This is a genomic window from Oceanimonas smirnovii ATCC BAA-899, from assembly GCF_000381965.1.
Classification (GTDB): domain Bacteria; phylum Pseudomonadota; class Gammaproteobacteria; order Enterobacterales; family Aeromonadaceae; genus Oceanimonas; species Oceanimonas smirnovii.
In genome coordinates, this window is record NZ_KB908454.1 from 68,721 (window position 1) to 91,501 (window position 22,781).

Here is a 22,781-nt window from a genome sequence, read left to right on the forward strand (position 1 = left end):
TGAAGCCATTTCCTTGGTCCTCCTTATCGACAAACAGAGCCGTCTGAAATGAGCCTCTGGATAACCCACATAAATTTAAGCCAAGCCCCTGCCGGGGCTTTATTTGTTTAGCAAGAAAGCGAGAATTTCATCATGATGCTGCATATACCCGGCGTGCTCAGCGCCGAACAGGTGGCCGAATGCCGCAAGCTTTTGCTGGCGGCCGACTGGATAGACGGCAATGCCACCGCCGGTTTTCAGTCGGCTCAGGCCAAAAACAACCTGCAACTGCCTGAAAACAGCGACACCGCTGCTGTGATTGGCAAAATGATCACAGAGGCGCTGGCCCGTCATCCGCTGTTTGTGGCGGCGGCGCTGCCGGAGAAAATCTTTCCGCCGCTGTTCAATTGCTATCAGGGCGGCCAGGCTTTCGGCATTCACGTAGACAATTCCATTCGTATGCACCCGGTTACGGGAGAGCGCATTCGTACCGATTTGTCGGCGACCTTGTTTTTCTGTGAACCGGAAGAATATGAAGGGGGCGAGCTGGTAGTGGAAGACACCTATGGCGCTCACAGCGTTAAACTACCGGCAGGAGATCTGATTCTGTATCCGTCTTCCAGCCTGCACAAGGTGCTGCCGGTGACGCAAGGGGCGCGTATCAGCTCGTTTTTCTGGATTCAGAGCATGGTGCGGGACGATGGCCAGCGCAGTCTGTTGTTTGATCTGGACACCAGCATTCAGAACATTAACCAGCAGCTGGGAGCCGACAACGAGACCAGCATTCAGCTTACCGGTGTCTATCACAACCTGCTGCGCCGCTGGGCGCTTTGAGTGGGGAACAGGGAGCAGGAAAAGAAAAAGGGACCGGGAACCGCTTTTCACCAGTCCCCCAGTCCCTAATCCCGATTCCCTGATAGATTACGCCTGCTGAGTTTCGGCGTCAGCGGCGTCGTCGGTCTCGGGCTTGCCCATCGGCATAATGATGTTCATTACAATGGCGGTAATGCCGCCGGCGGAGATGCCGGAAGCAAACACGTTCTTAATGATGTCGGGCATAAACTGCAGAATGTCCGGCTTCTGGGAAATACCCAGGCCCATGCCAAAGGAAATGGCAATAATGAACAGGGCGCGGCGATCCAGTTTTTCACGGGACAGAATACGTACACCAGCGGCGGCAATAGAGCCGAACATTACCAGAGTGGCACCACCCAGTACCGGCTCGGGAATGCGCTGCACCAGGGTACTGATGGCCGGGAACAGGCCCATTACCACTAGAATGCCGGCTACATAAAAGCCCACGTGGCGGCTGGCCACGCCGGTCATCTGAATCACGCCGTTATTCTGGCTGAAGGTGGATACCGGAAAGGTATTGAAGATGGAGGCCAGTGAGGAGTTAACACCATCACCCAGCACACAGCCCTTGAGACGGCTCATGTATACAGGGCCGGATACGGGTTCGCCGGAGACTTCCGACGTGGCGGTGGTATCGCCAATGGCTTCCAGTGAGGTGATCACATATACCAGCACCAGCGGAATAAACAGGGATGCATCAAAACCCAGACCATATTGCATGGGAATGGGGAGGGCAATGGTCGGCAGGCTGCCGGACAGCGGTGCCAGCTTGCCCATATACCAGGCCAGCAGGGTACCTGCGACCATGGCTACCAGAATGGAAGACAGCCGGATATAAGGATTACGGCTGCGATTCATCAGAATAATAATGCCGAGCACAGTACCTGCCAGAGCCAGATTTTCCAGCGAACCGAATTCACCGGCTTCCATGGCACCAAAGCCACCACCGATTGAGGTAAGGCCCAGCTGGATCAGGGTCAGGCCGATCAGGGTCACGATAATGCCGCTGACCAGCGGGGAAATAATGCGCCGGGCCAGGTGCAGAAAACGGGAAATAATCATCTCGGTAGGTGCGGCCAGCAGCGCAGTACCAAAAATCGCCGCCAGCATGGCTTCGGTGGTCACGCCGCCGTCTTTCATGGCCAGACCACTGGCAATGATAGGACCAAGAAAGTTAAAGCTGGTGCCCTGAATGGACAGCAAACCCGTGCCCACAGGACCAAACCGTTTCATCTGAATAAAGGAGGCAACACCGGTAATGAACAACGACATGCTGATGATATGGGCGGTGTCGGTAGCAGGAATGCCCAGCGCCTGGCAGATGATCAGTGGCGGAGTGATAACCGCCACGAACAAGGCCAGCAGGTGCTGAATGGCGGCGAACAGAGACTGCATAAACGGCGGCTTGTCGTGAAGCCGGTACACCAGATCACTCTGGTGCGAAGATTGCTGCGTGTTGGACATATTTTTTCCGGTATGTATCTACGGGTGTTGGTTTTGTTATGGTTATTTCTGGCCTGTGGTTGAAAACGCACTCGGCTGAAGGGCGCATAGGATACTGGATAAGCAGGCTGACGACCAGTAACCGGATGCAAAACGAGCATAAAATGTATGCATTTTTTGTTCGCTTTATCATCACCTGACCGAAAAGTTGGTTTACCGGGACAAAATTCGTCACTTTGCTTTTTTACTCGAATGCTACTTGTGAGCGAATGAACCACCTCGTTAAAATAGCGCTCTTTTGTGCCGGAAAGCTGCACCATGGAATTTGAATTTTTACGTGATCTGGACGGCCGCTGCCGTGCCCGGTGCGAGATGGGCCATGAGGCCTTTGGGCAATGGCTGACCGACGAGGTAACTGCGGCTGAAGCAGGATGGTTGCTGAATACCATCACTCGACTCGACGCTCAGCCCCAGGAGGAGTTTCGTAAGGTATATGCCGAATTCACGCTGGCACTGAGTGACGGCGAAGCTGAGCTGACCGGCCACGGTCTGGCTTTTGACAGCGAGGCGCTGGAAGAGGGCATGAGCTATTACGATGACGCCCACTACGCCGGCTGCGGCCTGGACGATCTCGCCCGCCTGCTAACCCAATGGCGGGAGTTCATTCAAGGCCGGTGAGGAGTGAGGGGACGGAAGTGAGGAGTAGACGCCGCTTCAGCTGGCGCAAGCAGGCGGCTCCTGCATTACAGGCCTGCTGCGCAGCCCCTGCCAGCTAAAGCGGCAGCTACTAATCCCCATTCCCTATTCCCCGCTCACAGCTTTACTTTTCCTCGAGTGCTTTTGATCTTGCCCCTGTGGGTTTTGCTGTCGGTACGTCTGGCTTTGGCGGCCTTGCTGGGTTTGGTGGGGCGGCGTACTTTTACCGGTCTGCCGGCTTTCTGTAACAGGGCCACCAGCGCTTCTTTGGCGGCTTCCTTATTCATCAGCTGACTGCGCTCGCTTTCCACTCTGATCAGTATCAGGCCGCTTGGCAATATCCGGTGATCCTTCATTCTGGACAGGGCTTCTTTATAGATGCCGGGCAGGCTGGGGCTGTTGGCGTAATCAAAGCGCAGCTGCACTGCAGAGTCGGTCTTGTTAACGTGCTGGCCGCCGGGGCCACCGGCCCGCATGGTAATAAACTCCAGTTCATTATCCGGGATGCTTACCCGGGCTGATATCTCCAGCATTCTCTCTTTCCTCTGCACCGTTTTGGTGCTGATTGCTTTGCTATTGCACCAGCATAACATTGTGCCTTTGCGAACATCCATGCTGATTATTGTAAGTATTTGAATTTAAATAAATAAAAAGCTGGCATAAAGCTTGTAAGTATCATCCTGACTCTTTTAACAGCGCGAGGAACACAGGATGAAAATGATTTGCGCCATTATCAAACCCTTCAAGCTTGACGATGTGCGTGCCGCTCTGGCCGCCATGGGCATAGACGGCATGACGGTAACGGAAGTGAAAGGTTTCGGCCGTCAGAAGGGCCATACCGAGTTGTATCGTGGTGCCGAGTATCAGGTGGATTTTTTGCCCAAGATCAAGCTGGAAATTGCCACTCACAGTGAAGAGGTTGAGCGGGTGATTGAAACCATTCTGGAAGCTGCCGGCACCGGCAAAATCGGCGACGGCAAAATTTTTGTGTATGACCTGCTGCAAACGGTACGTATTCGCACCGGCGAGCGGGACATGGATGCCATTTAAGGGGATTTGTCATGGATGCATTAACCGAAGTGAAGTTTGCCCTCGATACTTTTTACTTTCTGATGTCGGGTGTGCTGGTGATGTGGATGGCAGCGGGGTTTGCCATGCTGGAAGCCGGTCTGGTACGGGCCAAAAACACCACCGAAATACTGACCAAAAACATACTGCTGTTTGCCATTGCCTGCACCATGTATCTGCTGGTGGGCTATTACATCATGTATGTCAATAACGCTGAAGGCGGTGTCATGCCAAGCTTAGGCGGCCTGATTGGCAATGTGGCTGAAGGCGCGGATCATGCCCTTGAGTCTGATTTTTTCTTTCAGGTGGTATTTGTCGCAACCGCCATGTCCATTGTTTCCGGTGCCGTGGCCGAGCGCATGAAATTATGGGCCTTTCTTGCCTTCAGCGTCGTTATGACCGGCTTTATCTATCCGGTAGAAGGCTACTGGACCTGGGGCGGCGGTTTTCTTTCAGAGTGGGGGTTCACTGACTTCGCCGGCAGCGGTATTGTGCACCTGGCCGGTGCGGCCGCCGCTCTGGCAGGTGTGCTGCTGCTGGGTGCACGTAAAGGCAAATATGGCAAGCATGGCGAAGTGCACCCCATTCCCGGCTCCAACATGCCGCTGGCGACCCTGGGGACTTTTATCTTATGGATGGGCTGGTTTGGTTTTAACGGTGGATCTCAGCTGCTGGTGTCTGATGTCGAGAACGCCACCGCCGTAGCCAAAATCTTTGTGAACACCAACGCCGCTGCCGCTACCGGTGCCATTGGTGCGCTGCTGGTCACCAAGCTGACCTGGGGCAAGGCCGATCTTACCATGATCCTCAACGGTGCCCTGGCGGGCCTGGTTGCAATTACCGCCGATCCCTTATCGCCCGGACACTTGTGGGCAGCCTGCATCGGTTTGCTGGCCGGCGTGCTGGTGGTGTATGCCATTGTCGGGCTGGACCGGTTGCGTATTGACGACCCCGTGGGTGCCATATCTGTTCATGGTGTATGCGGTATGCTGGGCCTGATGCTGGTGCCGGTGGCCAATGGTGAGGCCAGTTTCCTTGTTCAGCTGGCAGGCATACTGGTGATTGGCGGCTGGTCTTTTGTAATGAGTTTGCTGGTCTGGTTCGGGCTCAAGCGCACCATGGGCATTCGTGTTGGAGAGGAAGAAGAGCTGTCGGGCATGGATCAAATTGACTGTGGCATTGATGCCTATCCTGAGTTTGTGACGCTCAAGCCCCGTTAATGCCTTTACGTCACGAGGCAGTTTGTCTTGTTTTTGAGGAGCTTCGGCTCCTCTTTTTTGATCCGCTGCAAAAGATCGTATTGCAGATGAAAATTTTTCTTATTTCAATACGCTTTGGTAGTTGATTCCCGTTATGCTCTCTGTATACTTCTAAACGTTAATTATTCTCAGTCAACCAAATGGAACTGTGTATGACCAAAAAGTTTGTTCTCTCTGCCGCCGCTTTACTGGCATCCAGCTTTACTGCTCAGGCCTTTGCTGAAGAAGTGAACGTTTACTCCAACCGTCAGGAATTCCTGATCAAGCCCATTCTGGACACCTTTACCGAGGAAACCGGTATTGATGTGAATGTGGTGTTTATGAAAGATGGCCTGGGTGAGCGACTGGAGCGGGAAGGACGACTGTCTCCGGCAGATCTGGTACTGACGGTGGATGTCAGCCGCCTGATGGAAGTAGTGAATGCCGATCTTACACAGCCGGTACAAAGCGATGTGCTGGAAGAGAGTATTCCGGCCCAGTATCGTGATGCCGGTGGCAGCTGGTATGCCCTTACTACGCGTGCCCGCGCCATTTACAGTTCGGTTGACCGGGTAGGCAAGCGTGATGACATCACCTACGAAGAGCTGGCGGATCCCAAGTATAAAGGGAAAATCTGTACCCGCAGCGGCAAGCATCCCTACAATGTGGCGCTGACTGCCTCCATGATTGCCGAGCACGGTACCGAATACACCAAAAACTGGCTGCAGGGCCTGAAAGACAACCTGGCACGCAAGCCTCAGGGTGGTGACCGCGATCAGATCAAGGCCATTCATGATGGTGTGTGCGATTATGCCCTGGGCAACAGCTATTACTATGGCGTCATGCTGACCAACGACGATCAGCGTGAGGCAGCCGAGTCCGTTTATATCAACTTCCCCAATCAGGATGGTCGCGGCACGCATGTGAACATCTCTGCGGTAGCCATGGCCAAGCATGCCAAGAACAAGGACGCCGCTCTTAAATTGATGGAATTCCTGGCCGGTGATGAAGCCCAGCACCTGTATGCTTCTGCCAACCATGAATATCCGGTTAAGCCGGGTGTGGAACCGTCCGAGCTGGTAAAAGGCTGGGGTGACTTCAAATCCGATACTCTGCCGCTGGCCGATGTGGCCAAACATGCCAAAGACGCGATCAAGCTGGTAGACGAAGTGAAATACGATCTGTAAAAAGACGGGGGTAGATTCCCCCGCTTTGAGTAGTAAATGAAAAGACATGGTTGGACGGTCAGTAGCTGGGTCATTGCCCTGATACTGACCTTGCCGGTTCTGGCATTGGTTATTGAAGCCCTGTTGCCCGCAGAAGACATCTTCCGTCATCTGTGGGCTTCTGTGCTTCCTGCTTATATTGGCAATACTTTCTGGCTGGTGCTGCTGGTGATGGGGCTCAGTCTGTTATTTGGTCTGCCTGCGGCCTGGCTGATGGCCATGTGCGAGCTGCCCGGCAAGCGCATACTGCAATGGGCACTGATATTGCCTCTGGCCATGCCTTCCTACATTGTCGCCTTTGTTTACACCGATTTGTTCGATTATTCAGGGCCGGTACAGCAGGCCCTGCGGACCTGGTTTGGCTGGCAGTCGGCCACTGACTATTTCTTTCCTCCCATTCGCACCCTGGGGGGCGCTGCCCTGGTGATGGGGCTGGTGCTTTATCCTTATGTTTATCTGCTGGGGCGCACCGCCTTTCTGGAGCAGTCTACCAGTCTTATTCAGTCCAGCCGGCTGCTGGGGTGCACGCCCTGGCAAAGTTTTCGACGGGTCAGTCTGCCGCTGGCGCGCCCTGCGCTGGCGGTAGGGTTGTCGCTGGTGGCAATGGAAACCCTGGCTGAATTTGGTACCGTGAATTTCTTTGCGGTCAATACTCTGACCACAGCGGTATACGACACCTGGCTGGGCTACGGCAGTCTGCAGGCGGCAGCCAAGATCTCCGCCATTATGCTGCTGGTGGTGGTGCTGTTGCTGAGCATGGAGCGCATGAGCCGCAAGCGTCAGCAGGTATTTCAGAAAAGCATGGGCCACGAGCAGGACAGCGGCTACCGGCTTGCCGGAGGTCGCAAGTGGGCAGCGCTGGCGTTTTGCTGGAGCCTGGTGGGGCTGGGCTTTTTACTGCCCTTTGGTATTTTGTGTTATCACGCCGTGCGTTATTTTGATCAGGCCTGGAACAGCCGTTTCTTTGAATACAGCCTGAACAGTCTGGTGCTGTCTGTGGTGGTGGCTGTGCTGGCGCTGATGGTAGCGCTGCTGCTGGGCATGACTCACCGTTTAAAAGGTAAACGCTACACTGTGCTGCCCATGCGGCTGGCGTCCATGGGCTACGCGCTGCCGGGCACAGTGCTGGCCATTGGTGTGCTGGTACCACTGACCATGCTGGACTTTGCCATTAACGATATGGCGCTGTGGTTTCATCTGCCTGAGCCGGGCCTGCTGCTCACCGGCACCATGACGGCCATCGCCTTTGGTTATCTGGTGCGTTTCGGCGCCATGGCCATCGGTGCGGTAGAAAGCAGCCTGAACAAGGTGTCGCCGTCTCTGGACATGGTAACCCAGACCATGGGCTACGGCCCGGCAGCCATGATCAAGCGTGTGCATCTGCCACTCATTCGTAAGGGCATGCTGGCCGGCGCCCTGCTGGTCTTTATTGAATGCATGAAAGAGCTGCCGGCAGCCCTGCTGCTGCGCCCCTTTAACTTTCAGACACTGGCCACTTATGTCTATCAGTTTGTGTCCGACGAGCAGCTGGAGCTGGGGGCGCTGCCCGCTATCGTGATTGTGCTGGTAGGCCTGATACCGCTGATTTTTCTCAACCGTTCACTGGAGCAACATCACTGATGGCGGCACTGACAATTCACGACATTTGTTGCAGTTATAACGGCAAGCCGGTGCTTGATGGCCTGTCGCTTAATGTGGAACGTAATGAGATCATGTGTCTGCTGGGTGCCAGCGGCTGCGGCAAGACCACACTATTGAAAGCCGTAGCCGGCTTGCTGCCGGTCACCCAGGGTGAAATTACCATTAATGATCAGCAGGTCAATGGTGGCGGTCAGGCGACGGTGCCGGAGCAGCGCAATATCGGCATGATTTTTCAGGATTATGCGCTGTTTCCTCATCTTGATGTGGCGCAAAACGTTGCTTTTGGTCTGCAAAGCAAAGAAAGCAACAAGGCGCTCATTCAGCGCCGGGTCAAGGAAGTGCTGGAGCTGGTTAATCTGGCCGGACTTGGTGATCGTTATCCGCACCAGCTTTCCGGCGGTCAGCAGCAGCGGGTGGCCATTGCCCGGGCATTAATCTGCCAGCCCCAGCTGATGCTGCTGGATGAGCCATTTTCCAATATCGACACTCAGGTGCGTATGCGTCTGATTGGAGAAATACGCACCCTGCTGAAAGAGCAGGGCATCAGTGCCATCTTTGTGACTCACAGCAAGGAAGAAGCCTTTGCTTTCTCCGACAAGCTGGCGCTGTTCCGGGAAGGGCAAATTGAGCAGGTGGGCCGGCCGCAAACCCTGTATCAGCATCCGCAAACGCCCTTTGTGGCCGACTTTCTCGGCCAGAGTAACTATGTTCCGGCCACGGTGCATAACCGCCATACCCTGGTTACTCCCATCGGTCCCATTGAAAGCCAGGTGGAGCTTGATGCCGAGCCGGGCAGTGAAGGCCGTTTGCTGCTGCGTCCGCGCCAGATACAACTGACCGAGCATGAACAGGGCAATGGCCGCGTGCTGGAGCAGCAGTTTCTTGGTGCCCATACCCGCTGCCTGGTGGAATGCCATGGGCTGACCCTTGAAGTAAGTATTAACGAGCCGCTGCCTGCTGTCAGCCGGGTACAGGTAAGTGTAACCCCACATGCTCTGACCTTTTTTTCTGAACAAGCCCAGCGCCGGCAGGCAGTCGCTTAACAGCGGGACTGGGGGCTGAAACCCAGTCCCTAATCCCTGTTTTTGTTGTTATATTAGGCTCTTTCGAAGTAACGGATAAGCCATCATGAAAGCACAAGCCGGCATTTGTGCCGAACCCAATCTGCATGCCCATTACCTGTTCCTGAATATAGTGCCGGGCAGTCACGCTGCCGTAACAGCCGCGCTGGCCCGGCTGCCCGCCTTGTGGCGTGAGCTGGAAAGCAGCTATGCCGACGCCGCTTTTTCCGGCCTGGTAGCCATTGGTAACCGGGTCTGGGATAACCTCTATCCTGATGACCGCCCGCCCGAACTGACCGCCTTTCCCGCGCAGGGAGACGCTGCACCGGAAACTCCGGCCGATCTCTTTGTACAATTGCGAGCCGACCGGCTGGATGTGGCCTATATCGGCGTTCAGCGGGTAATGGCGCTGCTGGCCGGGCTGGTGAACGTGCAGGACGAGCGCCAGGGCTTCCGTTATCTCGACTGTCGCGATATGACCGGCTTTGTGGACGGCACCGAAAACCCGCAAGGCGAAGACAGAGCCAGCGTGGCACTGCTGGCTGATGGCCCCTTTGCCGGCGGCAGCTATGTGCATGTGCAGCGTTTTCATCACCGTATGAACCGCTGGCAAAAGCTGAGCCTGTCGTCGCAGGAAGCCATTTATGGCCGCACCAAGGCCGACAATATTGAATTTGCTTCCTCCGACAAGGCACCCACCGCCCACACCAGGCGCACCAGCCTGAAAGACGAAACGGGCCGCAGCATGGAAATTCTGCGCCAGAGCATGCCCTGGGGCAGCGCCACCGAGCAGGGGCTGGTATTTATTTCCTGTTGCAATACGCCGCGCCACTTTACCGCCATGCTGGAAAGCATGTACCGCAAAGACAACAACGGCCATTTTGATCATTTAACGTTGTTTACTGAGGCCAAAACCGGCGCGGCGTTTTTCGCGCCGTCGGAAGACTGGCTGGAACGGGCAGGGGACTGAACTGCAGCTGAAAGCTGTCAGCCCGAAGCTGGAAGCAACCCGTCTGGCAATTAAGTTAGTAACCAGAACTTATGGTGTGGCTTGAGATGAATAAAAACGGCGCTATACAAAAGCAACCGCTTATTCTTTCTGGCTTCCAGCTTCCAGCTTCCGGCTCGCCGCAGGCGTCAGACGTATTGCTCGAACAGCTCCAGCACACTCTGGTGCAGCTCTTCGATGGGGGTTTCCATGGTGGGCGTGATGAAGATGGTGTCATCGCCGGCAATGGTGCCGAGAATGCCTTCGGCCCGGCCCAGAGAGTCGAGCATGCGGGCAATCAGCTGGGCTGCGCCCGGGCTGGTGTGGATCACGATCAGCGCACTGTTATGGCCCACGTCCAGCACCAGGTTCTTCAGCTGGCTGCTGGAAGTAGGCACGCCCAGCTCCACCGGCAGGCAATAGACCATTTCCATCTTGGCATTGCGGGTGCGCACAGCGCCGAACTTGCTCAGCATGCGCGACACCTTGGACTGGTTAATGTTTTCAAACCCCAGCTCCTGCAGGGCATTAACGATTTCCGCCTGAGAGCCGAAACGCTCCTCTTTCAGCAGCGCCTTGAACGCCTTGACCAGCTGTTCCTGTTTTTCGTTCATTTTTTGCAGTCGACCAAGCGTGAGTGAATGGGGCATATTGTCTATCCGTTATAGGGTTTTATCAAGGAATAGTCATTTATCTTGCATAAAGATGCAAAATTAGCTTGCATTAACAATATTGCAAAATAAAATCAGCCAAAGACTCTGACGAATGAAGTGAATATAGCGCATGGGCATAGAATTCAGCGGCATAAACAAGTCCTGGTCTGGTCAGGAAATTTTAAGCCAGGTTTCGCTGCAATGCGATGCCGGAGAGACATTAGTGCTGCTTGGCCCTAGTGGAGCAGGAAAAAGCTCTTTGCTTCGGTTGATGAACCTGCTGGATATTCCGGACTCCGGCACTTTGGCGATTGCCGGCGAGCAGTTCAGCTTTCCTGCCGATAACAATGGCCGGCTGTCAAAGCGGGCGCAGCTGCTGCGAAGCAAGGTGGGCATGGTGTTTCAGCAATATCACCTCTGGCCACACCTCACTGTTGAGCAAAACCTGCTGGAAGCGCCCTGCAAGGTATTGGGCATGAGCAAGGCAGAGGCTCAGCAAAAAGCGGTGCAACTGCTGACGCAGTTAAAGCTGGCCGACAAGCGCCATGCCTGGCCCGGTGCGCTTTCCGGCGGGCAGCAGCAACGGGTGGCGATTGCCCGGGCGCTGATGATGAACCCCGATGTCTTGTTGTTTGACGAGCCTACGGCTGCGCTGGATCCGGAAATTACCAAAGAAGTGGCCGAGATCATTTTACAGCTGCGTAAAACCGGCATTACTCAGGTTATAGTGACCCACGAAGTGAATTTTGCCCGCCGGGTAGCCACCAGGGTGGCCTATCTCGAGCAGGGTAAGCTGGTGGAATACGGCGATGCCGGCTTGCTTGACCATCCTCAGACCCAGCGTCTGGCGGAATTTCTGACTCATTAATAAGGACATACTCATGAAAAAGACCCTGTTGTCTGTTGCCCTGCTGGCCACCTTTGGCAGTACTGCTGCTCTGGCCGATGAAGTAAAGTTTGTGACCAACGCCGCTTACCCTCCCTTTGAGTTTGTTGATGACAACAACGAAATGCAGGGCTTTGACATTGAGCTGGCCAAGGCCCTGTGTGAGGTGGCGGAGCTGGAGTGCAGCTTTCACAATCAGGCCTTTGACAGCCTGATCCCCAGCCTCAAGTTCAAGCGTTATCATGCTGCCATTGCCGCCATGGACATCACCCCCGAGCGTGCCGAGCAGGTAGACTTCAGTGATATTTATTACGAAAACTCTGCGGTATTTGTGGCCCCGAATGACAAGTTCAGCAGCATTGATGAGCTGAAAGGCCTGACCGTGGGGGTGCAGAACGGCACTTCCCACCAGAAATACATTCAGGACAAGCTGGAAGGTGAAGGCCTGAAGCCGCGCCCTTACCAGAGTGTGCAGGACGGTCTGCTGGACATGACCAACGGCCGCATTGAAGCCGTGTTTGCCGATACTGCCGTGGTAGGCGACTGGCTGGGCAAAAACACCGGCTATGAAGTGGTAGGCGAGGCGGTGACCGACGACAACTACTTCGGCACTGGTTTTGGTATTGCCGTGACCAAGGGCAACCAGGAACTGCTGAACAAGCTGAACCAGGGCCTGGCCGAGCTGAAGGAAAACGGCACCTACGACCGCCTCTACAGCAAGTACTTCCCCAAATAAGATGATGAATCATTTATTGAATGCCGGCCTGATGACCCTCGGGCTGGCATTGGTATCGCTGGCGGTGGGCATGGTGCTCGCCGTTTTGCTGTGCGGTGCCGAGATGAGTCGCTGGCGGCTGCTTCGGCTGCCGGCCTTTGCTCTGACAACCGTGCTCAGAGGCCTGCCGGAAATTCTGGTGGTGTTCTTTATTTACTTCGGCTCGACTCAGGTATTGTTCCTGTTAACCGGTGAATATATTGAATTCAGCCCCTTCTGGTGCGGTGTCACCGCGCTGTCGTTGCTGTTTGCGGCTTATGCCGCGCAAACCCTGCGAGGGGCGCTCAATGCGGTTTCCCGGGGCCAGCGTCAGGCGGCGCAGGCACTGGGGTTACCCGCGCTTTACAGTTTTTTTTATATCGTGCTGCCGCAAACCTGGCGGCATGCACTGCCCGGCCTCAGCAACCAGTGGCTGGTGCTGCTGAAAGACACGGCGCTGGTATCCCTGATTGGCGTGCATGATCTCATGCATCAGGCCAAATCGGCGGCGGCCAGCACCTACGAGCCTTTTACCTGGTATGCGCTGGCGGCCCTGATTTATCTGGCCATTACTTTGGTCAGCCAGCAGGGGCTGAAACGGCTGCAGGCGAGGGTAACCCGCTATGACTAAATTACTGGATTACGGACTGACCCTGCTGGAAGGTCTGCAGATCACCCTGCTGATCACCGGTGCCGGTTTATTGCTGGGGCTGGTCATTGCCCTGGTGCTGACCTGGGTGCTGGACAAGCGGGTGCCGCTTGCCCACTGGCTGGCAGAAGGCTACTTGCTGCTGATCACCGGCACACCGCTGCTGGTGCAGATTTTTCTGATCTATTACGGGCCGGCCCAGTTTGACTGGATCAAGCAAAGCTGGGCCTGGACCTATTTGCGTGAGCCCATGTTCTGCGCCATTCTGGCCCTGGGCATGAATGCCGGCGCCTATACCTGCCGGCTGTTCAAAGGCGCGCTGGATGCGGTGCCGAAAGGGGAAACCCTGGCCTGCCGGGCGCTGGGCATGAATGAATGGCAGACCTTAAGCGTCAAGCTGCGTCATGCCATGCGCCGGGTGATCCCGGCCTATTCCAATGAGGTGGTGCTGGTACTGAAGGGCAGCTCGCTGGCCAGTACCATCTCCATTATGGACATAATGGGTCTGGCCCAGCGCATCAATGGTCAGACCTACGACACCCTGGCGGTGTTCGGCGTGGCCGGTGCCATCTATCTGCTGATGAACAGCCTGCTGACCTGGTTGTTCCGCCTGCTGGAACAGCGCGCGCTGGCGTTTCAGCAGCAGGGGTAACGCGTGTCGGCGTAGCACAACCGCGCTGCTGTTGCGTGCTGCGTTGGCTCACAGAACCATAACATTTGATTGGCCTGGGCATTGTGTTTGAACGGCTGTTTCGCTATTTTGCTAAAGCCCAGGAAACGTATAACTATTCAATTATAAACGGAGTTCAGTTATGAAAGTTGCCGTACTAGGAGCTGCCGGTGGTATCGGTCAGGCTCTCGCCCTGCTGTTGAAGAACAACCTGCCTGCCGGCTCTGAACTGAGCCTGTACGATATTGCTCCCGTGACTCCCGGTGTAGCCGCCGATCTGAGCCACATCCCTACCGCTGTTAACGTGGTTGGTTTTGGTGGTGAAGATCCCACTCCGGCCCTGACCGGTGCCGACATTGTGCTGATCTCTGCCGGTGTAGCCCGTAAGCCGGGCATGGATCGTGCCGACCTGTTCAACGTGAACGCCGGCATTGTGAAAAACCTGATTGAAAAAGCCGCGGCTGCCTGCCCCAAAGCCTGCATCGGCATCATCACCAACCCGGTGAACACCACGGTTCCCATCGCTGCCGAAGTACTGAAAAAAGCCGGCATCTACGACAAGAACAAGTTGTTCGGTATCACTACTCTGGACGTGATCCGTGCCGAGACCTTTGTGGCGGAAGCCAAGGGCCTGAATGTGGCCGACGTCAAGGTTCCCGTAATCGGTGGCCACAGCGGCGTGACCATACTGCCGCTGCTGTCTCAGGTGGAAGGCGCTTCCTTCTCCGACGAAGAAATCGAGAAACTGACCTACCGCATTCAGAACGCCGGTACCGAAGTGGTAGAAGCCAAGGCCGGCGGCGGCTCCGCTACTCTGTCCATGGGTCAGGCAGCCTGCCGTTTCGCGCTGTCTCTGGTGAAAGCCATGCAGGGTGAAGCCAACGTGGTTGAGTGCACCTATGTAGACGGCGGCAGCGAACACGCCCAGTTCTTCGCCCAGCCAGTACTGCTCGGCAAGAACGGCGTAGAAAAAGTTCTGCCTTACGGCGAACTCAGCGCGTTTGAAAAGTCTGCAATGGACGGCATGCTGGAAACCCTGCGTGGCGACATTGAGAAAGGTGTGGAGTTCGTTAACCAGTAAGGTTTACGGGTTAAACACTCAAAAAGGGAGCTTCGGCTCCCTTTTTTTGTTTTGGGAGTGGGGACTGGGGATTAGGGAATGGGGGGGACAACCTCCCGCTTTTCTACAAGCATGGCTCAGTATCAACCAGGCTACACCACTGACAGCTGACAGCTTATGGCTTATAGCTGTGGTTATCCCAGGCCCTGCCTACCTTGGAGCCGTTTTCCCGGCCCAGCTGTCGGCTTATCCAGCGGCCGGTGTTTACCAGCCGGTCTAGATCCACTCCCGTGTTCAGGCCCAGGCCCTGCAGCAGATAAACCACATCTTCGCTGGCCACGTTGCCGCTGGCCCCTCTCGCATAGGGGCAACCGCCCAGACCCGCCACCGAGCTGTCGATAATGCGCAGGCCCTGCTCCAGCACGGCATACAAGTTGGCCAGCGCCTGGCCGTAGGTATCGTGAAAGTGAGCTGCCAGCCGCAGCAGAGGTACTTCCTGACGTACCGCCGACAGCATCGCAATGGCCTTGTTCGGGGTGCCGGTACCTATGGTATCGCCGAGAGAGATTTCATCACAGCCCAGGCGGTACAGCTCACCAGCCACCCGGGCCACGGCGGCGGGGGCAATGTCGCCTTCGTAAGGGCAGCCCAGCACAGTGGAAACATAGCCCCGCACCCGCACGCCGCGCTCACGGGCCAGCTGCAGTACCGGCTCAAAACGCGCCAGACTCTCCGCCACCGAGCAGTTGATATTTTTCTGGCAGAAGCGTTCGGACGCGGCGGTAAACACCGCCACTTCATCGGCACCGGCGGCCAGGGCCGCTTCAAGACCTTTCAGGTTGGGCGTCAGCGCCGAATAGACCACGCCTTGCTTGCGGCGAAGGCCGGTTAACACCTCACTGCCATCGGCCATTTGCGGCACCCATTTGGGGGAGACAAAGCTGGCCGCCTCGATATGGGTGAGGCCGCACTCCGCCAGCTGCTGCACCAGCTCGATTTTTACCGCAGTGGGCACTTGCGCCGGCTCGTTCTGCAGGCCGTCCCGTGGGCCCATTTCCACCAGCCTGACCTTATCCATTGTCAGGCTCCAGCCGTAACAGCTCGTCGCCTTCGCTCACCTGCTCGCCGGCGCGAAAGTGAATGGCCGCCACTGTGCCCGCCATGGGCGCGCGAATGGGATGCTCCATTTTCATGGCTTCCAGCACCAGCAGGGTCTGCCCCTCGGCGACCCGGTCGCCTTCGGCTACCTTCAGCTCAGCCACCAGCCCGGGCATGGGCGCGGTCAGGCTGCCGCCGGCGCTGTGCTGAGTGGCTCCGGCTTCGTCGGCTACTTTGCGTAAATCAAAGCGTTGCCCCTGATAAAACAGCCAGAGGTGAGCATCGATACTGGCTATATGCAGGCTGATCCGGCGATCATTCACCATGGCTCTCAGCTGCTCACCAGCCAGCTCGCCCTGCAGATCAAAGGTTTGCTCATTTACTCCTGCCCGCCAGCCGGCTTCGGTGGCGGTCAGTGTGATTGCATAACACTCGCCGCCATAGTCCAGCCGCAGTGAGTAAGCCGCAGGCTGGTTCAGCCGCCAGCCGGTGGCGGCGGCAAAGGGCGAGGAGCTGTTTTGTGGCAGGCCAAGCACATGTGCCAGCGCCCCCAATGCCAGTACCTCGCCGTTGGCAAGAGCCGGGGCGCTAAACAGGCTGTGCTCGTGTTGTTCAATAAAGCGGGTATGCAGCGCTTCGTTAATAAAAGCGGAATGTCGGCACAGACGATGCAAAAAGCCGATATTGGTTTTCACCCCGCCAATACGATATTGCGCCAGTGCCTGTGCCAACCGGTTTAATGCGATTTCCCGGCTTTGATCGTGGACGATCAGCTTGGCGATCAGCGGATCATAATAAATGCCTACTTCATCGCCCTCACGCACGCCGGTGTCGAGGCGTATCCGGCTTGAGGTGGCGGGCTCGCGCAGCACATGCAGGGTGCCGGCGGCGGGCAGAAAACCGTGCTCGGCGTCTTCGGCGTAGATGCGGGCTTCCACCGCATGGCCGCGCAGCGTGATTTGGTCCTGAGTGAGCGGCAGGGGTTCCCCCGAGGCTACTCGCAGCTGCCATTCCACCAAATCCAGCCCGGTAATCAGTTCCGTTACCGGGTGCTCCACCTGCAGTCGGGTGTTCATTTCCATAAAGTAAAAGTGGCCGTCATCGGTATAGAGAAACTCTACGGTGCCGGCCCCGCGATAGCCGATGGCCTGGGCGGCCCGTACCGCGGCTTCGCCCATGGCGGTGCGGGTGGCCTGGCTCAGGCCGGGAGCGGGGGCTTCTTCCAGAATTTTCTGATGGCGACGCTGTACCGAGCAGTCCCGCTCCGAGAGATAAAGCCCGTTGCCGTGGGCATCGCAAAATACCTGCACTTCCACATGGCGGGCCTCGGGCAGGTAGCGCTCCAGCAGCATGGCGTCGTTGCCAAAGGCGGCCCTGGCCTCGCGCCGGGCGGCGGCCAGCGCTTCCTCGAACCCGGCGGGGTTGTGCACAATGCGCATGCCCTTGCCGCCGCCGCCGGCCACGGCTTTCAGCAGCAGCGGGTAGCCGCAGGCATCGGCCTCGGCTTTCAGCCGTTCATTACTTTGCTCATCGCCATGATAGCCGGGCACCAGGGGCACACCAGCCGCCGCCATCAGCGCCTTGGCGGCGGCCTTGTCGCCCATGGCGGCAATGGCGGATGGAGACGGACCCACAAATATCAGGCCGGTGTCGGCACAGGCCTGGGCAAAACCGGCGTTTTCCGACAGAAAACCATAACCCGGGTGCACGGCATCGGCCCCGCAGGCGCTGGCGATTTCCAGCAGCGCCGCCTGATTAAGGTAACTCTTTACCGCCGGTGCCGGGCCTATGCACCAGGCCTCGTCGGCCATGGCCACATGCAGGGCATGGCGGTCGGCATCGGAATACACGGCTATGGTGTGCAGCCCCAGCCGGCGCGCGGTGCGCAGCACCCGGCAGGCAATTTCGCCCCGGTTGGCCACCAGCAGTCTGGTCAGCATACGTCGTCCTCCCAGCTTGGCTTGCGTTTTTCCAGAAAGGCGGCCAGCCCTTCTTTAGCCTCATCGGTCACGCGCAGGACGGCCAGGCGCGCAGCGCTGTCAGTGACCAAAGTCCGGCTTACCGGTTGGCCGGCATAGTCCCGGATCAGATCTTTGGTGGCGATTTGTGCCTGCGGGCCGCCCCGCAGCAGCGCTTCAATGACGGGAGTGGCGGCCTGTTGCAAAGGCTGTGCGGTCACTTGATGTACCAGCCCCAGCCGCTCGGCGGTGGCCGCGTCAATCACCTCGGCACTCAGCATATAGCGCCGTGCCTGACGGGCACCGAGCACCCGCAGCACATAGGGGGAGATGGTGGCGGGGATCAGCCCGAGCCGGGTTTCGCTCAGGCTGAAGCGGGCGTCATCGGCGGCCATTACCATATCGCAGGCGCACACCAGCCCCAGGGCACCGCCGTAGGCCGCTCCCTGCACCAGTGCCAGAGTGGGTTGGGCAAAGCGGTCCAGCCGCCACAGCAGCTCGGCGAGCCGGGCGGCATCGGCACGGTTTTGTGCTGAGCTTAACGCGGCCGCCCGCTGAATCCAGCCCAGATCAGCACCGGCGCAAAAGTGCCTGCCCTCGGCTTTCAGCACCAGCAGGCGCAGCGCTGGCTTGGCCTCGGCTTCGCTCAGGCGGTCATGAAAGGCGTCAATGGTGGCGTCGTTCAGCACATTGCAGCGTTCGGGGTTGTTCAGCACCAGCTGCCAAACGCCCTGGCCGGCGGCTTGCAGCAACACGGGTTCGGACATGACGCCTCCTTACATGCGAAACACGCCAAAGCGGGTGGGGGCTTGTGTGCGATTGCTTGCCAGCGCCAGGCTCATGGCCAGCACGGTGCGGCTGTCTTTGGGGGCAATCACACCGTCGTCCCATAGTCGGGCGCTGGCATACCAGGGATGCCCCTGCTGCTCATAGCGTTCGATAATGGGGGCCTTGAAGGCGGCTTCGTCTTCGGCGGACCAGTCTTTACCGGCCTTGGCCAGTGCATCCCGGCGCACAGTAGCCAGCACGCCGGCGGCCTGCTCACCGCCCATGACCGAAATGCGGGCATTGGGCCAGCACCACAAAAAGTCGGGATCATAGGCCCGGCCGCACATGCCGTAGTTACCGGCACCAAAGCTGCCGCCGATGATCAGCGTGATTTTGGGTACGCTGGCGCAGGCCACGGCGGTCACCAGCTTGGCACCGTGTTTGGCAATGCCTTCTGCCTCGTATTTTTTGCCCACCATAAAGCCGGTGATGTTCTGCAGAAACAGCAGCGGAATATGGCGCTGACAGCACAACTCGATAAAGTGCGCGCCCTTCTGGGCCGATTCGCTGAACAGAATGCCGTTGTTGGCAATAATGCCCACCGGATAGCCGTGCAGGCGGGCAAAGCCGGTCACCAGAGTGGAGCCATAGTCGTGCTTGAACTCGTCCAGCACAGAGTCATCCACCAGCCGGGCAATCACTTCCCGCACGTCAAAGGGTTTGCGCAAATCGGTGCCGACAATGCCGTAAAGCTCATCCATTGAGTAGCGTGGCAGAGCTGGCTCGTGAGGCGGTGCGGGAACGGCGCAGTGATTGAGATTGGCCACCAGCCGGCGGGCCCGGGCCAGCGCCTGGTGGTCGTTATCGGCAGCATGATCTGCCACGCCTGACTGCTTTGTGTGTACACCGGCACCGCCCAGCTCTTCGGCGCTGACCACTTCGCCGGTGGCGGCTTTTACCAGAGGCGGACCGCCCAGAAAAATGGTGGCCTGATTGCGCACCATAATGGACTCGTCCGCCATGGCCGGTACATAGGCTCCGCCGGCGGTGCACAGACCCATGACCACCGCCAGCTGAGGAATGCCGGCGGCAGACATGCGCGCCTGATTAAAAAAGATGCGGCCAAAGTGCTCTCTGTCCGGAAACACCTCATCCTGGCTGGGCAGATGCGCGCCGCCGGAGTCCACCAGATACAGGCAGGGCAGGCGGCAGCGTTCGGCAATGGTCTGTGCCCGCAGGTGTTTTTTTACCGTGAGCGGGTAATAGGTGCCGCCCTTGACGGTGGCATCGTTGGCCACAATCATGCACTCCACACCGCTGACCCGGCCAATGCCGGTGATAATGCCCGCCGCCGGCACCGGCTCGTCATATACGTTGAGCGCCGCCAGTTGCGACAGCTCAAGAAAGGGCGCGCCCTCATCCAGCAGGGCGGCAATGCGCTCCCGTGCCAGCAGCTTGCCTCTGGCATGGTGGCGCTGCCGGCTTTCGGCATCGCCCCCTTCGGCAATGACGGCTACCTGTTCCCGCAGGGCGGCCACCTCGGCGGCCATGGCGGCCTGGTTGGCAATAAACTCTGCTGACGCCGGCTGTACCCGGCTGACAAACTGGGTCATAACGGCTCCTTAAGGTTCGCGCACCAGCTCCCGGCCAATCAGCATGCGCCGAATCTCCGAGGTGCCGGCACCGATTTCGTAGAGCTTGGCGTCCCGCAGCAGGCGGCCGGCGGAGTACTCATTGATATAGCCGTTGCCGCCCAGCAGCTGAATGGCATCCAGGGCTACCTGAGTAGCCGTTTCGGCTGCCAGCAGAATCACGCCGGCGGCGTCCTGGCGGCTGAGCCTGCCTTTGTCGGCGGCCATGGCGGTCATGTAGGTGTAACAGCGGGCGGCGTTCATGCGGGTGTACATATCAGCCAGCTTGCCCTGCACCAGCTGAAACTCGCCAATGGCCCGGCCAAACTGCTTGCGCTCGCGCACATAGGGCACCACCAGATCCATAGCCGCCGCCATAATGCCCAGCGGTCCGCCGGCCAGCACCAGCCGCTCTGTGTCCAGGCCGCTCATCAGCACTTTTACGCCCTCGTTCAGCGGCCCCAGCAGATTGGCGGCGGGCACCCGGCAGTCCTGAAATACCAGTTCACAGGTGTTGGAGCCGCGCATGCCCAGCTTGTCGAGCTTTTGCGCGGTGGAAAATCCGGGGGTACCAGCGTCCACAATAAAGGCACTGATGCCCTTTGCTCCTGCCTGCGGGGCGGTTTTGGCATACACCACAAACACATGAGCATCGGGGCCATTGGTGATCCACATTTTGTTGCCGTTCAGCACAAAGTGATCGCCGTCGCGGCGGGCGGTGAGCTTCATGGCTACCACATCGGAGCCGGCCCCGGGCTCGGACATGGCCAGGGCACCGACATGCTCACCGCTGAGCAGGGCGGGCAGGTATTTGTGTTGTTGCTCCTTACTGCCATGGCGGTGAATTTGATTGACACACAGATTGGAGTGAGCGCCGTAAGACAGCCCCACCGAGGCCGAGGCCCGGCTGATCTCCTCCATGGCCAGCACATGAGCCAGATAACCCATGTTCACCCCATCAAACTCTTCTGCCACCGTAATGCCGAACAGCCCCATTTTGCCCAGCTTTGGCCAGAGCTCGGCAGGAAAGCGGTTGTATCTGTCAATGGCCTCGGCCAGAGGGGCGATTTCTTTGTGGGCAAAGGCGGCCACCTGCTCACGCAACAGGATATGCATATCGCCGAGATCAAGCTCAAGCGTGGAATATGACGCCATCATGCCTCCCGTTAATGAAATAAATCGGGTTCGTTTGAATGCATTAACTATAGTCAGGAGAAGCCGGCTAAGCTTTATCAAGTGACGTAATTTTCAGCAATGAGGCCAGCATGAGCACAAACCATACCATTGTGATTACCGCCAGCGCCCGCACTCCCATGGGCGGCCTGATGGGCACCCTGAGCAGTGAGCCGGCCCATGGTCTGGGAGCTGTGGCCATTGAGGCGGTACTGGTAAAAAGCGGCGTGAAGGCCGGTCAAGTAGACGAGGTGATCATGGGCTGCGTGCTGCCTGCCGGTCAGGGTCAGGCACCGGCCCGGCAGGCAGCGCTGAGGGCGGGCTTGCCGGTGTCGGTGCCTTGTACCACGGTGAACAAAATGTGCGGCTCGGGCATGAAGGCACTGATGCTGGCGCATGATCAGTTAATGGCGGGCTCGGCCTCGGTAATAGTGGCCGGCGGCATGGAAAGCATGAGTCAGGCCCCTTATCTGATACCCAAAGCCAGAGCCGGTTTGCGGCTGGGCCACGGCCAGTTGCTGGATCACATGTTCTGCGACGGCCTGGAAGACGCCTATGAAGGGGGCCTGATGGGCTGCTTTGCTCAAGACACAGCGGATCGTTTTGGCGTGACCCGGGCCGAGATGGACGATTTTGCCATTACTTCACTGCACAGAGCGCAGCGGGCCATGATGGAAGAGGACTTTCGCGAGGAAATTGCCCCGGTCACAGTGTCTGACCGGCGCGGAGAAACCAGCGTCGATACCGATGAACAGCCGGGCAAGGCAAACCCGGAAAAAATACCCACCCTTAAACCGGCCTTTGCCCAAAACGGCACCGTGACTGCCGCCAACTCCAGCTCCATTTCCGACGGTGCCGCCGCTCTGCTGCTGACCACCGCACAGCGGGCGGCTGAGCTGGAGTTAACACCGCTGGCGCGCATTGTGGGCTACGCCACTCATGCACAAGCGCCTGCCGAATTTACTCTGGCTCCTATTGGAGCCATTCAGAAATTGCTTTCACAGCTGGGCTGGCAGGCAAGTGAGGTGAATTTGTTTGAGATCAACGAGGCCTTTGCGGTGGTGACTCTGCTGGCCATTCAAGAGCTGGGGTTGGATCCGGACAAGGTGAATGTGAATGGCGGTGCCTGTGCGCTGGGGCACCCTATCGGTGCCAGTGGTGCTCGCATTGTGGTGACCCTGCTTCATGCCCTGCGCAAGCGTGGGCTCAAGCGCGGCGTGGCGGCTCTGTGCATTGGCGGCGGCGAGGCCACGGCGCTGGCCGTTGAATTGTGTGAATGAGGTGAA

At 57.8% G+C, this 22,781-nt stretch carries 22 protein-coding genes; 14 read left to right on the forward strand and 8 right to left on the reverse strand.

The window, feature by feature from the left end:
- Window positions 1-132 precede the first annotated feature (132 nt).
- Entirely contained in the window at window positions 133-813 is a 681-nt protein-coding gene (locus tag G364_RS0100305; RefSeq protein ID WP_019933145.1) for a Fe2+-dependent dioxygenase, read from the forward strand.
- Between the two features lie 87 nt (window positions 814-900).
- Here the strand turns inward: G364_RS0100305 and G364_RS0100310 are convergent, their stop codons facing one another.
- The gene (locus tag G364_RS0100310) at window positions 901-2,298 is read right to left on the reverse strand and encodes a uracil-xanthine permease family protein (protein ID WP_019933146.1); all 1,398 of its coding nucleotides are present in this window, start codon (window positions 2,296-2,298) and stop codon (window positions 901-903) included.
- A 297-nt stretch (window positions 2,299-2,595) separates the two neighbouring features.
- On the opposite strand from G364_RS0100310, the gene G364_RS0100315 reads away from it, so the two are divergent.
- Window positions 2,596-2,955, forward strand: a complete 360-nt coding sequence (locus G364_RS0100315; RefSeq protein ID WP_019933147.1) for a YacL family protein — start codon at window positions 2,596-2,598, stop codon at window positions 2,953-2,955.
- A 134-nt stretch (window positions 2,956-3,089) separates the two neighbouring features.
- Here G364_RS0100315 and arfB read toward each other — a convergent pair whose 3' ends face one another.
- A complete protein-coding gene (gene arfB, locus G364_RS0100320; protein ID WP_019933148.1) occupies window positions 3,090-3,506 on the reverse strand; it encodes an alternative ribosome rescue aminoacyl-tRNA hydrolase ArfB in 417 nt (138 codons plus the stop codon).
- A gap of 178 nt (window positions 3,507-3,684) precedes the next feature.
- On the opposite strand from arfB, the gene G364_RS0100325 reads away from it, so the two are divergent.
- The 6 genes from G364_RS0100325 to G364_RS0100350 all read left to right on the forward strand — a co-directional run bounded on the left by G364_RS0100325 (window position 3,685) and on the right by G364_RS0100350 (window position 10,177).
- Window positions 3,685-4,023, forward strand: coding sequence for a P-II family nitrogen regulator (locus G364_RS0100325; protein ID WP_019933149.1), 339 nt, complete (start codon window positions 3,685-3,687; stop codon window positions 4,021-4,023).
- Between the two features lie 11 nt (window positions 4,024-4,034).
- Window positions 4,035-5,261 carry an ammonium transporter gene (locus tag G364_RS0100330; protein ID WP_019933150.1) on the forward strand — a complete coding sequence of 409 codons (1,227 nt, stop codon included), beginning with the start codon at window positions 4,035-4,037 and terminating at the stop codon, window positions 5,259-5,261.
- 191 nt (window positions 5,262-5,452) lie between these two features.
- Window positions 5,453-6,466 (forward strand): Fe(3+) ABC transporter substrate-binding protein, encoded by a 1,014-nt coding sequence (locus G364_RS0100335; protein ID WP_019933151.1) that lies wholly within the window; start codon window positions 5,453-5,455, stop codon window positions 6,464-6,466.
- Between the two features lie 36 nt (window positions 6,467-6,502).
- On the forward strand, window positions 6,503-8,125 hold the full coding sequence (locus tag G364_RS0100340; protein ID WP_019933152.1) for an ABC transporter permease: 1,623 nt from the start codon (window positions 6,503-6,505) through the stop codon (window positions 8,123-8,125).
- A complete protein-coding gene (locus G364_RS0100345; protein ID WP_019933153.1) occupies window positions 8,125-9,189 on the forward strand; it encodes an ABC transporter ATP-binding protein in 1,065 nt (354 codons plus the stop codon). Before G364_RS0100340 ends, G364_RS0100345 begins: the two co-directional genes overlap by 1 nt.
- An 85-nt stretch (window positions 9,190-9,274) precedes the next feature.
- Window positions 9,275-10,177 (forward strand): Dyp-type peroxidase, encoded by a 903-nt coding sequence (locus G364_RS0100350; protein WP_019933154.1) that lies wholly within the window; start codon window positions 9,275-9,277, stop codon window positions 10,175-10,177.
- Between the two features lie 167 nt (window positions 10,178-10,344).
- Here G364_RS0100350 and argR read toward each other — a convergent pair whose 3' ends face one another.
- The gene (gene argR, locus G364_RS0100355) at window positions 10,345-10,845 is read right to left on the reverse strand and encodes a transcriptional regulator ArgR (protein ID WP_019933155.1); all 501 of its coding nucleotides are present in this window, start codon (window positions 10,843-10,845) and stop codon (window positions 10,345-10,347) included.
- A gap of 133 nt (window positions 10,846-10,978) precedes the next feature.
- Between argR and G364_RS0100360 the strand changes: the two genes are divergently transcribed.
- The 5 genes from G364_RS0100360 (at window position 10,979) to mdh (ending at window position 14,888) form a co-directional block, all read left to right on the forward strand.
- A complete protein-coding gene (locus G364_RS0100360) occupies window positions 10,979-11,716 on the forward strand; it encodes an ATP-binding cassette domain-containing protein (protein WP_019933156.1) in 738 nt (245 codons plus the stop codon).
- A 13-nt stretch (window positions 11,717-11,729) separates the two neighbouring features.
- Complete coding sequence (locus G364_RS0100365) at window positions 11,730-12,470, forward strand: transporter substrate-binding domain-containing protein (RefSeq protein ID WP_019933157.1); 741 nt, start codon at window positions 11,730-11,732, stop codon at window positions 12,468-12,470.
- Between the two features lies 1 nt (window position 12,471).
- Window positions 12,472-13,119, forward strand: a complete 648-nt coding sequence (gene artQ / locus G364_RS0100370) for an arginine ABC transporter permease ArtQ (protein WP_019933158.1) — start codon at window positions 12,472-12,474, stop codon at window positions 13,117-13,119.
- Window positions 13,112-13,789, forward strand: coding sequence for an arginine ABC transporter permease ArtM (artM, locus tag G364_RS0100375; protein ID WP_019933159.1), 678 nt, complete (start codon window positions 13,112-13,114; stop codon window positions 13,787-13,789). The genes artQ and artM overlap by 8 nt, the downstream gene beginning before the upstream one ends.
- 160 nt (window positions 13,790-13,949) lie before the next feature.
- Entirely contained in the window at window positions 13,950-14,888 is a 939-nt protein-coding gene (gene mdh / locus G364_RS0100385) for a malate dehydrogenase (RefSeq protein WP_019933161.1), read from the forward strand.
- A 154-nt stretch (window positions 14,889-15,042) separates the two neighbouring features.
- Here the strand turns inward: mdh and G364_RS0100390 are convergent, their stop codons facing one another.
- From G364_RS0100390 to G364_RS0100410, 5 genes are read right to left on the reverse strand one after another with little or no spacing between them, the layout of a single operon-like run.
- On the reverse strand, window positions 15,043-15,945 hold the full coding sequence (locus G364_RS0100390) for a hydroxymethylglutaryl-CoA lyase (protein ID WP_019933162.1): 903 nt from the start codon (window positions 15,943-15,945) through the stop codon (window positions 15,043-15,045).
- Window positions 15,938-17,905 carry an acetyl/propionyl/methylcrotonyl-CoA carboxylase subunit alpha gene (locus G364_RS0100395; protein ID WP_019933163.1) on the reverse strand — a complete coding sequence of 656 codons (1,968 nt, stop codon included), beginning with the start codon at window positions 17,903-17,905 and terminating at the stop codon, window positions 15,938-15,940. The genes G364_RS0100390 and G364_RS0100395 overlap by 8 nt, the downstream gene beginning before the upstream one ends.
- The gene (locus G364_RS0100400) at window positions 17,899-18,690 is read right to left on the reverse strand and encodes an enoyl-CoA hydratase-related protein (RefSeq protein ID WP_019933164.1); all 792 of its coding nucleotides are present in this window, start codon (window positions 18,688-18,690) and stop codon (window positions 17,899-17,901) included. The genes G364_RS0100395 and G364_RS0100400 overlap by 7 nt, the downstream gene beginning before the upstream one ends.
- Window positions 18,691-18,699: 9 nt before the next feature.
- The gene (locus G364_RS0100405; protein ID WP_019933165.1) at window positions 18,700-20,304 is read right to left on the reverse strand and encodes a carboxyl transferase domain-containing protein; all 1,605 of its coding nucleotides are present in this window, start codon (window positions 20,302-20,304) and stop codon (window positions 18,700-18,702) included.
- 9 nt (window positions 20,305-20,313) lie between these two features.
- Window positions 20,314-21,477, reverse strand: coding sequence for an isovaleryl-CoA dehydrogenase (locus tag G364_RS0100410; protein WP_019933166.1), 1,164 nt, complete (start codon window positions 21,475-21,477; stop codon window positions 20,314-20,316).
- A gap of 110 nt (window positions 21,478-21,587) precedes the next feature.
- Between G364_RS0100410 and G364_RS0100415 the strand changes: the two genes are divergently transcribed.
- A complete protein-coding gene (locus G364_RS0100415) occupies window positions 21,588-22,775 on the forward strand; it encodes an acetyl-CoA C-acyltransferase (RefSeq protein WP_019933167.1) in 1,188 nt (395 codons plus the stop codon).
- The last annotated feature ends 6 nt before the right edge of the window (window positions 22,776-22,781 follow it).